Annotated in this window: 12 protein-coding genes and 1 tRNA gene; 5 read left to right on the top strand and 8 right to left on the bottom strand. The window is 64.3% G+C overall.

Annotation, left to right across the window (positions count from 1 at the left end; genetic code table 11):
• Nucleotides 1–29 precede the first annotated feature (29 nt).
• The 3 genes from mrdA to HNO79_RS01570 all read left to right on the top strand — a co-directional run bounded on the left by mrdA (nt 30) and on the right by HNO79_RS01570 (nt 3,558).
• Nucleotides 30–1,949 carry a penicillin-binding protein 2 gene (gene mrdA / locus HNO79_RS01580; RefSeq protein WP_048856171.1) on the top strand — a complete coding sequence of 640 codons (1,920 nt, stop codon included), beginning with the start codon at nt 30–32 and terminating at the stop codon, nt 1,947–1,949.
• Between the two features lie 62 nt (nt 1,950–2,011).
• Complete coding sequence (gene rodA, locus HNO79_RS01575; protein ID WP_048856172.1) at nt 2,012–3,166, top strand: rod shape-determining protein RodA; 1,155 nt, start codon at nt 2,012–2,014, stop codon at nt 3,164–3,166.
• Nucleotides 3,166–3,558: a DUF3293 domain-containing protein gene (locus tag HNO79_RS01570; RefSeq protein ID WP_214164274.1), complete on the top strand. Its 393-nt coding sequence runs from the start codon at nt 3,166–3,168 to the stop codon at nt 3,556–3,558. Before rodA ends, HNO79_RS01570 begins: the two co-directional genes overlap by 1 nt.
• 93 nt (nt 3,559–3,651) lie before the next feature.
• On the opposite strand, the gene glyS is transcribed toward HNO79_RS01570, so the two are convergent.
• A complete protein-coding gene (gene glyS, locus HNO79_RS01565) occupies nt 3,652–5,712 on the bottom strand; it encodes a glycine--tRNA ligase subunit beta (RefSeq protein WP_214164275.1) in 2,061 nt (686 codons plus the stop codon).
• Nucleotides 5,713–5,718: 6 nt separating this feature from the next.
• Nucleotides 5,719–6,609 (bottom strand): glycine--tRNA ligase subunit alpha, encoded by an 891-nt coding sequence (locus tag HNO79_RS01560; protein ID WP_010513984.1) that lies wholly within the window; start codon nt 6,607–6,609, stop codon nt 5,719–5,721.
• Nucleotides 6,610–6,819: 210 nt separating this feature from the next.
• Here HNO79_RS01560 and HNO79_RS01555 point away from each other — a divergent pair, with 210 nt between their 5' ends.
• Nucleotides 6,820–7,578, top strand: a complete 759-nt coding sequence (locus tag HNO79_RS01555) for a DUF2076 domain-containing protein (RefSeq protein ID WP_048856175.1) — start codon at nt 6,820–6,822, stop codon at nt 7,576–7,578.
• Nucleotides 7,579–7,653: 75 nt separating this feature from the next.
• Nucleotides 7,654–8,307 (top strand): DNA oxidative demethylase AlkB, encoded by a 654-nt coding sequence (gene alkB, locus HNO79_RS01550; RefSeq protein ID WP_214164276.1) that lies wholly within the window; start codon nt 7,654–7,656, stop codon nt 8,305–8,307.
• Nucleotides 8,308–8,473: 166 nt separating this feature from the next.
• Here alkB and eda read toward each other — a convergent pair whose 3' ends face one another.
• The 6 genes from eda to gyrA form a co-directional block, all read right to left on the bottom strand.
• Complete coding sequence (gene eda, locus HNO79_RS01545; RefSeq protein ID WP_010513981.1) at nt 8,474–9,088, bottom strand: bifunctional 4-hydroxy-2-oxoglutarate aldolase/2-dehydro-3-deoxy-phosphogluconate aldolase; 615 nt, start codon at nt 9,086–9,088, stop codon at nt 8,474–8,476.
• A gap of 45 nt (nt 9,089–9,133) precedes the next feature.
• Nucleotides 9,134–10,972, bottom strand: a complete 1,839-nt coding sequence (gene edd, locus HNO79_RS01540; protein WP_010513980.1) for a phosphogluconate dehydratase — start codon at nt 10,970–10,972, stop codon at nt 9,134–9,136.
• A 468-nt stretch (nt 10,973–11,440) separates the two neighbouring features.
• A tRNA-Lys gene (locus HNO79_RS01535) sits at nt 11,441–11,516 on the bottom strand.
• Nucleotides 11,517–11,741: 225 nt separating this feature from the next.
• Nucleotides 11,742–12,233: a peptidylprolyl isomerase gene (locus tag HNO79_RS01530; protein WP_010513973.1), complete on the bottom strand. Its 492-nt coding sequence runs from the start codon at nt 12,231–12,233 to the stop codon at nt 11,742–11,744.
• A 63-nt stretch (nt 12,234–12,296) separates the two neighbouring features.
• The gene (gene coaD / locus HNO79_RS01525) at nt 12,297–12,809 is read right to left on the bottom strand and encodes a pantetheine-phosphate adenylyltransferase (RefSeq protein WP_029329394.1); all 513 of its coding nucleotides are present in this window, start codon (nt 12,807–12,809) and stop codon (nt 12,297–12,299) included.
• Nucleotides 12,802–15,600: a DNA gyrase subunit A gene (gyrA, locus tag HNO79_RS01520; RefSeq protein ID WP_200410401.1), complete on the bottom strand. Its 2,799-nt coding sequence runs from the start codon at nt 15,598–15,600 to the stop codon at nt 12,802–12,804. The genes coaD and gyrA overlap by 8 nt, the downstream gene beginning before the upstream one ends.
• Nucleotides 15,601–15,741: the final 141 nt, after the last annotated feature.

The raw sequence follows: 15,741 nt of genomic DNA, 5'->3' as shown, positions 1-15,741 counted from the left end.
GCGATAGTGCGCCCGTGCCGGATAAATGAATGAAGTTTCGTAAGAAGAAATCCGGCAACCGGCTCATGTCCCGTCCCGAGGAAGGCAAGAATCCTTCCCGTGGCGTATTCACCCGCCGTGCCCTTTTGCTCATGGCAGCGCAGGGCGCGGTGCTGGGTGCATTGGGGGAACGTCTGTACGGGCTTCAGGTTCTCAATGGCAGTCATTATGCGAAGCTTGCGGAAAACAACCGCCTGAGCAAACGCTTCTTCGCGCCGCCGCGCGGGCGGATCACGGACCGGTTCGGCATTTCGGTTGCATCCAACCGCATCAACTGGCGCGCGCTGCTGCTGGCGGAAGAAACCACCGATATTCCCGGCACGCTGGAACGCTTTGCCCAGCTTGTGCCGCTGGAACCGCGTGACCTGACGCGTATCGAACACGAATTGCGTCACAAGCGGCGGTTCATCCCGATCATGCTGCGTGATTTCCTGTCATGGGATGACATGGCGCGGCTGGAACTGAACATGCCCTCGCTGCCCGGCGTGCTGATCGACGTGGGCACCACGCGTGTCTATCCCTTTGGTCCGCTGCTGGCGCATGTGGTGGGATATGTCGCTCCGCCTGCGGAAAAGGACGTCGTGCATAATGCCGAGCTTGCGCTGCCGGGCATGCGTGTCGGTCGTTCAGGGATCGAGCAGACGCAGGACAGCAGTCTGCGCGGGCAGGTCGGCTCCGTCGAGATGGAGGTCAACGCCGTTGGTCGCGTCATGGCCGAACTGGACCGTGACGAGGGGCTGGCGGGTGACGAGATCGCGCTGACGATCGACAGCGGCCTGCAGCAGCAGGTGCTGGGCCGTATTGCCGACCAGTCGGCCAGTGCCGTGGTGATGGACTGCCGTAATGGTGAGGTGCTGGCCATGGTCAGCAACCCGTCCTTTGATCCCTCCCTGTTCGATAGTGGCGTAAGCCAGGCCCAGTGGATCGAATGGACCAACAACAGCCAGACCCCGCTGATCAACAAGGCGGTGTCGGGGCTGTATCCCCCCGGTTCCACCTTCAAGCCCGCCGTGGCCATGGCGGCGCTGCGCGCGGGCACGCTGTCACCGTCCGACCGGATCAGCTGCCCCGGTTACATTGACGTGGGCGGCACGCGGTTCCACTGCTGGTCGCGCTACGGGCATGGGTCGATCAACCTGCGTCAGGGGCTCAAGTATTCCTGCGACGTCTTCTTTTACGAAGTCGCGCGCCGGACGGGGATGGATGCGATCGCGGCCACGTCCGAACTGTTCGGGCTGGGGGCGAAACTGCCGGATATCGAACTGCCCCATGTGCGGCAGGGCCTGATCCCCACGCCAACGTGGCGGCGCAAGCATGGGCATCACTGGAATGGTGGCGATACCATTGTCAGTGGCATCGGGCAGGGATTCGTGCAGGTCACCCCGCTGCAACTGGCGACCTACGCATCGCGCATTGCCACGGGGCGGGACGTGCAGCCGCACCTGATCCGGTCCATCGCGGGACGCACGGCGGCGCTGGCCGATCTTGGCCATGCGTCGGGCATGGATATGCCGGATCATTTCTTTCAGGACATCCGTGCGGGCATGTACGCGGTGGTGAATGAAGAAGGCGGCACGGCGCCCAAGGCCCGGCTGGATATTCCGGGCGTGCAGATGGCGGGCAAGACCGGCTCGGCGCAGGTGCGTCGCGTGTCCCGCGCGATGCGTGAAAGCGGCCACTTCAATTCCGCCAACCTGCCATGGGAGTACCGCCCCCATGCGCTGTTCATCTGCTATGCCCCGTATGACGCGCCGCGTTACGCCACGGCGGTGGTGATCGAGCATGGCAATGCGGGCGCTGATGTCGCCGCCCCCCTTGCGCGTGATATCATGACCGATACCCTGCGCCGCGACCCGGTCAACCACCGTGAACCGCCGGGACAGGAAGTGGCGCAGGCCGAAGTGGACTGACCTGCCCCCAGGCACCTCCTGGGGCCAGCCATGCCATTGCCGTGCCAGATGTGGAGAATGGAATGAAATTCCAGAAGCGCCTTCTGCGTGCCGAACCCAATTTCCAGATCCTGACCAAGCTGTGGCAGGTCAACTGGCTGTACGTGCTGCTGATCTGCGCGCTGGCGGTAGTGGGATATGGGGCGCTTTATTCAGCGGGCGGCGGCACGTCGCGGCCGTTCGCGGGGCCACAGTCCATCCGCTTCTGCTTTGGCGTGGTCATGATGCTGGGCATTTCGTTGATGAGTCCGGCCATTCTGGTACGCATGGCGTGGCCGCTCTATATATTCTCCCTCATCCTGCTTGTGGCCGTGCTGCGCATGGGGCACGTGGGCAAGGGGGCGGAGCGATGGCTCATGCTGGGTGGCCTGCAGGTGCAGCCATCGGAACTGGCGAAGATTGCCCTCGTCCTGATGCTGGCGGCGTGGTTTCACAAGATCAGTTACCGCCGCATGGGCAATCCGCTGCTGCTGGTGCCCCCTGCCATCATGGTGCTGGTGCCGGTTGCTCTTGTGCTCAAGGAACCCAATCTTGGCACCGCCGTCATTATCGGCACGGTGGGGGCCTGCATGTTTTTCGCCGCCGGCATGCGGCTGTGGCAGATCGCGCTGCTGATCCTGCCCATGCCGTTTCTGGCCAAGATTGCCTATGGCCACCTGCATGATTACCAGAAGGCGCGGGTCACGACCTTTCTGCACCCTGAAAGCGACCCGCTGGGGGCGGGCTACAATATCATCCAGTCCAAGATTGCGTTGGGTTCGGGGGGCATGTGGGGGCAGGGATACCTGCATGGCACGCAGGGGCAGCTGAACTTCCTGCCTGAAAAGCAGACCGACTTCATTTTCACCATGATTGCCGAGGAATGGGGCTATGTCGGCGGCATTACCGTTATCGGCATGCTGCTGCTGCTGGTCTTTGGCGGCATGCTGATTTCCATGCGCAGCCGCAACCAGTTCGGGCGGCTGCTGGGGCTGGGCATTTCAGTCAACTTCTTTCTCTACTGCGCAGTCAACCTGTCCATGGTGATGGGGGCGATCCCGGTGGGTGGCGTGCCGCTGCCGCTGATTTCCTATGGCGGGTCGGCCATGCTCATGGTCATGTTCGGTTTCGGGCTGCTCATGTCCGCCTGGGTGCACCGGAATGATACCTTTGGCGAAACGGCGGACAAGAAGGACTGATGGCAGGTATCCTTCCCCCGACCGTCGCCGTTCACCGCGCCTATCGGCTGAGTACCTACCATGTGCCCGGCCTGCCGGTCATCCGCATTGGTCACAGGCCGCGCTGGCGCGGTCGGGCGCCAGAAGGGGATATCGTGCTGCTGAGCGCATGCAACCCCGGCGGCAGGCTGTATGCGGATGGCTGGAACCGGCGGATGATGCATGCGCTGGCGCAGTACCTGCGCGACGTACCCCATGCATTGGGGGAAGGGCGGCTGGGCCGGTGGTCCGAACCATCATATGCGGTGCAGGTGCCGCTGGCGCGCGGGCTGCGTCTTGCACGGCTGTTCCGGCAGAACGCGGTGGTCGTGCTGCATGGTGCGCGGCGCGCGCGGCTGGTGTATCTGGCCTGAGACCTGCGGACAGGCCGCAGTATCTTTCAGAAGTTTTTGGGTGCCGCTTTTTTTTAAAAAGGTGGCACCCAAAAACTTTTATCAGCAGGCTGTTCAGCCCTCGATCTGGCTGAAATCGGCGATCAGCACCGTCATGCGGCGCAGTTCCGACAGAAGCCGCAGGCGGTTCGCGCGCACGGCGGGATCAGCGTCATTCACCGTGACCTTGTCAAAGAACTGGTCAAGGGCGGGACGCAGGGCGGCCACGTCACGCATCGCGTCTTCGTAGCGTTCCTGTGCGATGGCCTGCTCAACTGCCGGAATGGTTTTCTGAAGCTGGTCAGCCAGCGCCTTTTCCTCGGGCTGGGTATACAGCGCGGGGTTGGGCGTGCCCTCATGCGGGCCGTCCTTGCGGTCCTCGATGCGCAGGATATTGGCCGCGCGCTTGGTCGCCGCCAGCATGTTGCGCCCGTCCTCTGTTTCCAGCATGTCGGCAATGGCCTTCGCACGCGCCAGCAGGCGCACGATGTCCGTATCCGTATTGCCAACCGATACGGCGGCCAGGATGTCATGCCGCGCGCCTTCGCCACGTAGCTGCACGCGCAGGCGGTCGGCCACGAATTCCGGCAACACGTCAAGGTCGGGGGCAAGGCGCATGGCTTCGGGCAGGCCCTGTGCCGCTTCCCAGAACACCTTGGCCAGATCCAGCCGCAGCCCGTTTTCGCGGATGATGCGGATAACCCCAAGGGCTGCGCGCCGCAGGGCGTAAGGATCGCCCGATCCGCCCGGTTTTTCACCCACGGCAAAGAAGGCGACCAGCATGTCGATCTTGTCCGCCAGCGCCACCGTGACCGAAACCGGGGCATGGGGCACGTCATCGTGCGGCCCGCGTGGCATGTAATGTGCGCCAATGGCATCGGCCACGGCGTCGGGTTCACCATCGTGGCGGGCGTAATAGGCCCCCATGATGCCCTGAAGTTCAGGGAACTCGCCTACCATGCCGGTGGTCAGGTCCGCCTTGCACAGCAGGGCCGCGCGTTCGGCCTGTGCCGTGTCCGCACCCGTCAGCGGGGCCAGCAGGCCGGCAAGGCGGACAATGCGCCGCACGCGCGCGCCCTGGCTGCCAAGCGATGCGTGGAACACGATCCTGTCCAGCGCGGGCGCGCGGCTTTCCAGCGTGCGGGCACGGTCAAGGTCCCAGAAATGGCGGGCATCGGCAAAGCGGGCGCGCAACACGCGTTCATTGCCTGCAATGGTCAGCGCGCCGCCGTCGCTGGGCACCAGATTGGCGACGAAGGCAAAGCGGGGCGCGGCCGATCCATCGGCATTGCGCAGCGCGAAATATCGCTGGTTCACGCGCATGGACACCTGCATCACCTCGGGCGGCAGGGTCATGAATTCGTCGTCGATCTGGCCAAGGAACGGCACCGGCCATTCGGTCAGTCCCGCCACCTCGTCAATCAGGCCGGGATCAGCCACGACGCTCAGCCCTTCCTCGGCCGCCAGGCCTGCCACACCTTCGGCAATGGTGGTGCGGCGCGCGGCGGCGTCGGGTTCGACCTGGTGTGCGCGCAGGCCATCCAGCCATTCCTTCGTGCCGGTTACGGCAAACGCGCCCGGGGCGGTGAAGCGGTGGCCTTCGGTCAGGTTGCCGGATTTCAGGCCATGGCCGTTATCCTCGCCTTCCGCCAGCGTGAAGTCCACGACCACGCCATCAAGGATGCATACGATCCGGCGCAGGGGCCGCACCCATGTAAAGGCGCTGCCAACACCCCAGCGCATGGATTTGGGCCACGGAAAGCGGCGCAGCAGGCCGGGCAGGACGGCTGCGATCTGCTGTGCCGCCGGAATGGCGGGAATATCCCGGTGCAGTACCCAGAATCCGTTTTCCGCCACCAGCGCGTCACGCTCCACCCCATGCTTGCGCATGAAGCCGGCCAGCGCCTTTTCCGGCGCACTTTCACGCGGGCCGCGTTCATTCACCGTGCCGCCGGGCACCATGGCATCCACCGTAAGCGACAGCGCGATGCGGCGCGGGCCTGCGAATGCCGTGGCATCGCGCGGGTTCAGCGGGGCGAGTGCCTCGCACACCAGGCGTTCAAGGTCCTGCGCCCCGCGTGCCTGCATGCGGGCGGGGATTTCCTCGGAAAAGAGTTCGATAAGAAGTTCGGGCATGTTCTTTTATTCCTCGCCCGCCAGCCACGCTTCGCAGCAGCGTTTGGCCAGCGTGCGGACGCGGCCGATATAGGATGCACGCTCGCTGACGCTGATCACGCCGCGTGCGTCAAGCAGGTTGAACAGGTGACTGGCCTTCAGGCACTGGTCATAGGCGGGCTGGGCCAGGCCCGCTTCGGCAAGGGCGGTGGATTCGCGCTCGGCATCGATGAAGTGGCGGTGCAGCATCTCCACGTCCGCCACCTCGAAGTTGTGGCGGGAATAGTCCTGCTCCGCGCGCAGGAACACGTCGCCGTATTTCAGGCCCTGGCCGTTGAAATCGAGGTCATAGACATTCTCGATTCCCTGCACGTACATCGCCAGGCGCTCCAGCCCGTAGGTCAGTTCGGTCGAGGGCATGACGGTGGGAATGCCGCCCACCTGCTGGAAGTAGGTGAACTGCGTCACCTCCATCCCGTCGCACCAGACTTCCCACCCAAGGCCCCATGCGCCGATGGTGGGGTTTTCCCAGTCATCCTCGACAAAGCGGATGTCGTGTTCCAGCGGGTCGATGCCGATGGCGCGGTAGCTGTCCAGCAGCAGCTTCTGGCTGTCTTCCGGCGTGGGCTTGAGCAGTACCTGATACTGGTAATAGTGCTGCAGCCGATTCGGGTTTTCGCCATAGCGCCCATCGGACGGGCGGCGGCAGGGCTGGACATAGGCCGCTTTCCACGGCTTCGATCCCAGCGCGCGCAGCGTGGTATGCGGCGACAGCGTGCCCGCGCCCACTTCCGTGTCATAGGGCTGGAGGATGGCGCAGCCCTGATCGGACCAGAACTGGTGCAGTTTCAGGATCAGCCCCTGAAACGACAGCGGGCGGGAGGATGTGGGTGATCGGGGCACGGGGGCCGGGTCCATGAACAAGATGCTCCGCAAAACGGGGACAGGTATGCACCATCTGGCGCAAAATCGCCGGACAGCATACCGTTATGCGGCCCCGACCGGAAGGTAGGGCGTGCCCTAAGCCCGGATCGGCCATGCATCGCCCGATCCGCCCTTGCTTATTGTGCCCGGACAAACCACATCGGCAGGGAAACGCTATCCCCAGCCCAAGGCAGGACAGACAGGATGAATGACCAGGAACGTCAACTGATCACACAGTTTTTTGCCCGCGTCGGGGGCAGTGCCCCCGGCAGCGTGCCCCAGACGGCCAACGCCCTTCCGCCAATCGACCCGCAGGCCGACCAGTATATCGGGGAGATGTTCCAGAAATATCCTGAAGCCCGCTATCGCATCACCCAGACTGCCGTGGTGCAGGAAGCTGCCCTGGCGGAGGCACAGAACCAGATTCGCCAGCTCCAGTGGCAGCTGCAGCAGGCGCAGCAGCAGATCCAGCAGCTTCAGCAGCAGCCTTCCCAGCCTTCGTCCGGTGGTGGCTTCCTTAGCGGTATGTTCGGTGGCGGGCAGCAGCGCGCGCAGGCTGCCCCGCCGCCGGGCTGGGGTGCAGCCGCACCGTCCGCCCCGCCGCCGCAGCCGGTCTACCCGCCGGGCATGCAGCCGGGCATGTTCCCCGCGCGTGGTTCGGGGTTCCTTGGCTCGGCCCTGACCACGGCGGCGGGTGTCGCCGGTGGCATGATGATGGGCAATGCGCTGACGGGCCTGTTCAGCGGCCATCATGACGCGGGCGGATTCGCCAGCGGCATGCCGCAGCCGGGTAGCGAGACGGTCAACAACTACTACGGTGACAGCGCAGCACCCGCTGCTGGCGCCGATCCGTTTGCCGGTGGTGGCACCAGTGCCGATTCCGGCTTTGACGCCGGTGGTGGCGATGATGGTGGTGGCTTCGGCGGCGGCGGTTTCGACGCAGGCGACGATAACAGCTTCTGATCGGCCCCACGGCATGTCAGGGAAAGGGGCACCCATCATGGGTGCCCTTTTTCGTTCGGGGGAGGGGATCGCACCATGATGCAGCACGAATTCATGCTTGATCCGCCACCATATGCGCACTCGCCGGAGGTGCTGGATACGGGGGCATGCGTACTGCGTGGCCATGCCGCGGGCCACGCGGCCGATATGATTGCCGGGATCAGGGATATCGCGCGGGCCATGCCATTCCGCCGCATGGCGACACCCGGCGGGGGACGGATGTCAGTCGCCATGACCGCATGCGGGGCAGGCGGATGGTGGAGCGACGAACGCGGCTATCGTTATGTCGCCCGGGACCCGGAAACCGGCAGGCCATGGCCCGCCATGCCAGATGCATGGCGCGATTTCGCCACTGAAGCTGCGCGACAGGCGGGATATGCGGGATTCGTGCCCGATGTCTGCCTGATCAACGGCTACCGCCCCGGTGCCCGCATGGGGCTGCATCAGGACCGGGATGAACGGCTGGACGCGCCGGTGGTGTCGGTTTCCTTTGGCCTGCCTGCAATATTCCAGTGGGGTGGGCTGCGCCGTACGGACCCGCTGCGTCGTGTGCCGCTACGGCATGGGGATGTGGTCGTGTGGGGTGGCCCATCGCGACTTGTCTTCCACGGTGTGGCGGCCCTGCGGGCGGGCGATCACGCCGTGACGGGACCGTGCCGGTATAACCTGACATTCCGTCGGGTGGGGTAACCGGTCATCCGGTGTTGAATATTGGGCGGGCATGAAAGTCTTTGGGTGCCGCCTTCATTTCAAAAAGGCGACATTTTCCGAAACTTTTTGCAAAAAGCTTCGCCAAAAACTTTCATCATCTGCCTGCATGTCCCGGCGGGGCTGGCCTGCCGGGTGTATGAAGGCGTCAGGCCGCGAGGGATGCAGCCTGCTTCGCGCGGGCCGTAATGGCCGCGACATCCGGCGTGCCTGCGGGCACCAGCCATGATCCACCCACGCACAGGACGGACGGCAGGCCCAGCCAGTCCGCGGCCGTATCGGCCTTGATGCCGCCGGTAGGGCAGAAACGCGCCTGACCAAACGGGGCGGACAGGGCTTTCAGCGCCGGAATGCCGCCTGCGGCGGTGGCCGGGAAGAACTTGAAATGCGTCAGCCCAAGGTCCAGCCCGCGCATGATGTCGCTGGCATTGGCCGTGCCGGGCAGCAGCGGGACTTCGCACGCATTCGCGGCATGGGCCACATTGGCGGTCAGGCCGGGGCTGACGATAAAGCGCGCGCCCGCGTCCACCGAACTTTTCAGGTCATCGCCGTTCAGTACGGTGCCAGCGCCGACCACGGCACCTTCCACCTTGGACATTTCGGCAATGACCTCCAGCGCGCATTCGGTGCGCAGGGTGACTTCCAGCGCGCGCAGGCCACCGGCCACAAGGGCCTCGGCCACCGGGCGGGCATGGGCGGGGTCGTGAATGACCAGCACCGGTATAACCGGGGCAAGGGTCATGATGTCTTCAATGCGGGCCATGTCAGCCTTCCTTTTTCACAACGGTTCGCGGCGCGTGCGCCGGGGTCAGGCGTCTTCTTGTGCGGCCATGTGGTCCATGGAGGCAAGGATGGCCGATGCCCCCTGTTCGGGCATGTCCACATTCCCGCGCATGAGCGCGAACAGTTCGCGCCCCGTGCCGAACTGCGGCGCGGGCGGACGGGAGGGGGTACGGTTCGCCAGCTCGGTGGCCGAAACCAGTGTCTCGACGCTGCCCGTCCGGGCGCATACACGCACGACATCCCCGTCACGCAGCAGCGACAGCGGCCCGCCGACATAGGCTTCGGGACCGATATGGATGGCGGCGGGCACCTTGCCGCTGGCACCCGACATGCGGCCGTCGGTCACAAGAGCCACCTTGTGCCCCCGGTCCTGCAGCACCGCCAGCGTGGGCGTCAGCTTGTGCAGTTCGGGCATGCCATTGGCGGCGGGGCCCTGGAAGCGCACGACAACCACCACGTCCCGGTCCAGCCTGCCATCACGGAAGGCTTTCAGCACGTCTTCCTGATGGTCGAACACGGCGGCCGGGGCCTCGATCGTCCAACGTTCGGGGGCGACGGAACTGGTCTTGTAAATGCCGCGTCCCAAGTTGCCTTCCATCACCTTCATGCCGCCATCGGCACGGAAGGGGTTGGCCGGTGCGCGCAGGATGGTGTCGTCGGTGGACGGACCGGCGTCTTCCCATGTCAATGCGTCATCGTGCATGCAGGGCTTCTTGCGGTATTCGGCAAAGCCGCCACGGGCCACGGTCATGATATCGGGATGCAGCAGTCCCGCATCCAGCAGCGAACCGATCAGGCTGGGCATGCCACCCACGGCGTGGAAGGCGTTCACGTCCTCGGACCCGTTGGGATAGACACGGGTCAGCTGCGGCACGATGGAGGACAGCTGGTCCAGGTCGTTCCAGTCGATCACGATCCCCGCCGCCCGCGCCATGGCCGGCAGGTGGATGGCAAGGTTGGTGGAACCGCCCGTAGCCAGCAGGCCCACGGCGGCATTGACGATGGCGCGTTCATCCACGCACAGGCCCAGCGGGCGGTAGTCGTCGCCACGCGCCCCGATCTCGTTCAGCCGGTGGATGGCGGCACGTGTCAGTTCCTGCCGCAGCTTTGTGTTGGGCGGCACGAAGGATGAGCCGGGCAGGTGCAGCCCCATCACTTCCATCAGCATCTGGTTGGTGTTGGCCGTGCCATAGAAGGTGCAGGTGCCCGCCGCATGGTAGGAATCGGATTCCGCATCCATCAGGCGGTCCTTGCCCACCTTGCCTTCGGCATAAAGCTGGCGGATGCGCTGCTTCTCGCTATTGGGCAGGCCTGAGGGCATCGGGCCGGACGGGATCAGGATGGCGGGCAGGTGGCCAAAGCGCAGGGCGCCGATCAGCAGGCCGGGCACGATCTTGTCGCAGATGCCCAGCATCGCGACCCCTTCATACATGCCGTGGCTCAGCCCCACCGCCGTGGACATGGCGATCACGTCCCGGCTGAACAGGGAAATTTCCATGCCCGGCTGTCCCTGCGTCACGCCGTCGCACATGGCGGGCGTCGCCCCCGCCACCTGTGCCGTGCCGCCTGCTTCGCGCGCGAACAGCTTGATCTGGTCCGGGTAACGGCCATAGGGCTGATGGGCGGACAGCATGTCGTTGTAAGACGTGATGATCCCGATATTCATGCCGCGTGCCGAACGCAGGCCCGCCTTGTCATCCCCGGATGCCGCGATGGCATGGGCCAGATTGCCGCAGGCCAGACGGGGGCGGCTGATGCCGTTTTCACGCTCACGCGCGATCAGTTCCAGATACGCCTTGCGGGTGCGGGCCGAACGGGAAATGACCCGTTCGGTCACGGCGGTCAGGACGGGATGCAGGGTCATGGACTCTCACAGACATTGGTAAGCCTGCCCATACATGCGGGGCGGGCGCGTTCGCCATCCATTGCACCGGCAACGATAGCGGGTTTAAAAGCGGCCGGAATGTGCGAATATCCTGTAACCGCATGGCGAAGGGTCATTTATTTGAAAAAATAGGCCAAGAGCAAGACATAAAATTATAAAATTAATCACAAATAGATAACTTAATTATTAAATCGAACATTCATAAACCTGCTGCATGGGTTGCAGGTTCCCGTTATCCCTTATGCAGGCTGGATTCAGGCTGCGATTTTCCCATGCATTTGCTGCCTGGGCAGGCCATAAACCATTCTATTTCAATATTTTGGGCTATAGATGTCCCCGGTTCGCATACCCACGCGCGAACGCACCCGCCCCGGTAACCGATGCCCGGACAGAAGACATGACCCCAAGGGGGAATGGCAGCATTGTATGGAAAGGGGAAGCAGGGAATGGTGAGCCGGGTGGGGTTCGAACCCACGACCATTCGATTAAAAGTCGAATGCTCTACCGACTGAGCTACCGGCTCACATCACCTGTATGAAGGGGCCAGCAACAGGGAAAAACCCGTGATGTGACGCCTTGGGCAGGTCTCTAAACATCCCCGGCGGGGGTGTCAACCTGTGCATGGCACGATCAGGCCAGCAAAACATGCTGTCGTGCCAGCCACCTGCCTTCGTAAAGGCAGGTGGCCGGATACAGGCCACTGACCGGGCAGGACGCCAAGGGGCGCCTGTCCGGTCATGGGTATCAATCAGGCTTCAGCGTCAGCAGGGCGCATCTTGATGATACGGTCGGGTTCCTGAACCATGCCGCTCTGGCCCGCGCCGCGCTTGATCTGGTCGATGTGGTCCATGCCTTCGATCACCTGGCCCACGATGGTGTACTGGCCATCAAGGTGCGGGGAGGGTTCGAACATGATGAAGAACTGGCTGTTCGCGCTGTCGGGGTTCATGGTGCGCGCCATGCCGACCGTGCCGCGTTCGAACTTGGCCTTGTTGGTGAATTCGGCCTTCAGGTCCGGCAGCTTGCTGCCCGACGTACCGGTGCCCGTCGGGTCGCCGCCCTGCGCCATGAAGCCGTGGATCACGCGATGGAAGGGGGTGTTGTCGTAAAACCCTTCCGCCGCCAGCGTGCGGATACGCTCGGCCGCAAGCGGGGCAATGTCGGGACGCAGGCGGATCACCACCCGTCCTGTCTTGAGATCCATGTTGATCAGGTCGGACTTGTTTTCTGTAGCAGACATTGTGATCCGTTTCGTAAAGTGAAGGAGTGGAAGAACGGGACCGATCCACGCGGTCCCGGTCCATCAGCCACGCAGGCGGCTCAGGATATGCCTGCGGGTAAAGGGGGGGACAAAACCGGAAATGTCCCCATCCAGCCGGGCGATTTCCTTGACCAGCCGGGAGGAGATGTACTGATGCCCCTCCCGCGCCATCAGGAACAGCGCGTCAATGTCCGGTGCCATATGCTGGTTCATACCAAACATCTGGTTCTCGTATTCAAAATCTGCAACCGCCCGCAGCCCGCGAATGATTGCATGCGCCCCATGCGTACGGGCCGCATGCACCACCAGCCCGGTAAAACCGACCACGGTAATAGGGATGGCGCGCCCGGCATTCAGCGGTTCGATGTCGGTGCGCAGGCACACAAGCCGTTCCTCCAGCGGGAGGAGGGGGTGCTTGTCACGGTTTTCCGCAACCCCGATCACCAGCCGGTCTACCAGCCCCGCCGCACGTTCGATGATATCCATGTGGCCACTGGTCACAGGATCGAACGTGCCGGGGTAGAACCCCGTGCGCAGGGTCGTGGCCTCAGTCATCATGGCCTGCGTCGCTGTCGTGCGTGGCGTCGGTTGCAGTGGCGTCGCCGCCCTCCCCGTCTTCGCCTTCGTCCCCGTCATCCATGACAGGGAAGACGCTGGTGACTTCTTCCGTATCGTTCAGGCGGAACAGGGTCACGCCGCTGGCCTGCCGTGACATGATGCGTACCTGATTGATGGGCAGGCGGATCAGGCGCCCCGCATCGGTCACCAGCATGATGTCCGTGTCCGCCAGCACCGGCAGCGTCGCCACGACGGCGTTGCCGCGTTTGTTGGCGGAGAAGGTCATGTTGTTGATGCCCTGCCCGCCACGCCCGCTGACACGGTAGTCATAGGCCGAGGACCGGCGGCCATAGCCCGCGTTGCTGACGATCAGCAGCACTTCCTCCGCCGCTTCAAGCTCGGCAAAGCGTTCGGGGGTCAGTGGCAGGTCGTCGGTCGGGGTGTCGCCGTCATCGGCTGCCGTGATCTCCTCCGCTTCCTCGCCTTCCTGCGCGGCTTCGGCGCGGCGGCGGGCATTGGCCATGCGCAGGTAGGCGGCGCGTTCTTCCACCGTGGCCTCGACATGGTTGAGTACGCACAGGCTGTTCACGCTGTCGCCTTCGGCCAGCCTGATGCCCCGCACGCCCGAACTGCCGCGACCGGCAAACACGCGCAGCGTGTCATCGGTGATCTGGAAGCGGATGCAGCGCGCGTTGCGCGTGCCCAGGAACACGTCCTGTCCCTCGCGGCAGGTGGCGACGCCGATCAGGCGGTCATCTTCATCCAGCTTCATGGCGATCAGGCCTGACGAGCGGATGTTGCGGAAATCGCTCAGCCGGTTACGCCGCACGCTGCCCGATGCCGTGGCGAAGACAAGGTGCAGGTTTTCCCACAGTTCCTCATCCTGCGGCAGGGGCAGGACGGCGGTGATCGTGTCGCTGCCAAGGTCAGGCAGCAGGTTGACCAGCGCACGGCCCTTGGCGGTGGGGCTGGCTTCGGGCAGGCGCCAGACCTTTTCGCGATACGCCTTGCCGCCGGAGGAGAAGAACAGCACCCACTGGTGCGTATGCGCGTTGAACGAGCGCACGATGATGTCGTCACCCCGCCGCCCCGCAGCCGTCCGGCCACGGCCGCCACGGTTCTGCGCGCGGAAGACATCCAGCGGCGTGCGCTTGATGAAGCCTTCACGCGTGATGGTGACCACCATCTGTCCCGGTTCGATCAGGCTTTCATCGGTCTGGTCGCCGGCGTAATCGGCAATGTCGGTTGCGCGCGGGGTGGCCAGTTCGGCGCGGATGGTGGCCAGTTCATTGCGCATGACCTCCATGCGCCGCGGGCGGCTGGCGATGATGTCCAGCAGGTCGTTGATCCTGACCGCCACTTCGGACAGTTCCTGCTGGATCTTGTCGCGTTCCAGCCCCGTCAGGCGCTGCAGGCGCAGTTCAAGGATGCCGCGCGCCTGCGCTTCCGTCAGGTGGACCTTGCCATCGATGATGACATTGCCCTCGTCATGGATCAGTTCCAGCAGCGGGGCGACATCAGCCGCGTCCCACGCGCGCGCCATGAGTGCCGCGCGTGCGGCCGCCGTGTCGGGGGCGGCGCGGATCAGCGCGATCACCGCATCGATATTGGCGACGGCAATCACAAGGCCGACCAGCAGGTGGCCCCGGTCACGCGCCTTGTTCAGGTCAAAGCGCGCGCGGCGCAGGATCACGTCCTCGCGGAAGCGGATGAAGGCTTCCAGCACGTCCTTCAGCCCCATCAGGCGCGGCTGGCCACCATCAAGGGCCAGCATGTTCACGCCGAACGAGGTCTGGAGCTGCGTGAAGCGGTAGAGCTGGTTCAGCACCACCTCCGGCGTGGCCTCGCGCTTGATCTCGATGACGATGCGCATGCCCGAGCGGTCGCTTTCGTCACGGATGTCGGAAATGCCCTCGACCTGCTTGGTGCGTACCAGGTCGGCAATGCGTTCCTGCAGCGTGGCCTTGTTCACCTGATAGGGGATTTCGGTCACGATGATGGCGCGGCGGTCCTTGCGGATTTCCTCGATCTCGGCCTTGGCACGGATGATGACCGACCCGCGCCCCGTCTCGAACGCGCTGCGGATGCCCGCCCGGCCCAGGATGGTGCCCCCGGTGGGGAAGTCCGGCCCCGGCACGTAGTCCAGCAGGTCGTCCAGCGTCATGTCCGGACGTTCGATCAGCGCCAGGGTGGCATCAATGATCTCGCCGGGGTTGTGCGGCGGGATGTTGGTCGCCATGCCCACCGCGATGCCGGATGCGCCATTGACCAGCAGGTTGGGGAAGGCGGCGGGCAGGATCTGGGGCTCCTGCTCGCTTTCGTCATAGTTGGGCTGGAAATCGACGGTATCGCGGTCGATGTCATCCAGCAGGAAGGACGCGGCCTTGGCCAGGCGCGCTTCGGTATATCGCATGGCGGCGGGCGAATCCCCGTCCACCGACCCGAAATTGCCCTGCCCGTCGATCAGCTTCACCCGCATCGACCATGACTGCGCCATGCGCACCATGGCGTCATAGATGGAGGAGTCGCCATGCGGGTGGTATTTACCCATCACGTCACCGACCGCGCGGGCCGATTTGCGATAGGGCTTGTCGTGGGTGAACCCGCTTTCGCGCATGGAATACAGGATGCGGCGATGCACCGGCTTCAGCCCGTCGCGCACGTCCGGCAGGGCGCGGCTGACAATGACGGACATCGCGTATGCCAGGTAGGAGGAGCGCATTTCCTCCTCGATCGTGACCGGCAGCATGTCGGACGGGGGCAGGGGATCGTCGGGTATCTCGGTCAAGGCAGTTCCGTCATGTCAGGGTTATCCACCCCCGTGGCCGTGTGGGCACGCGGGTGGAACGGAAGGCAGGCATGGCGCAGGTCGCGGCCATCATGTCCCTGCGTGATGTATAGCATGGACCACCCCCCGCAGCGAAGCGCC

Source organism: Komagataeibacter oboediens (assembly GCF_018491655.1).
Lineage (GTDB): Bacteria > Pseudomonadota > Alphaproteobacteria > Acetobacterales > Acetobacteraceae > Komagataeibacter > Komagataeibacter oboediens.
Note: the sequence above shows the minus strand (reverse complement) of the source record. Positions and strands in the feature narration are given on the sequence as shown.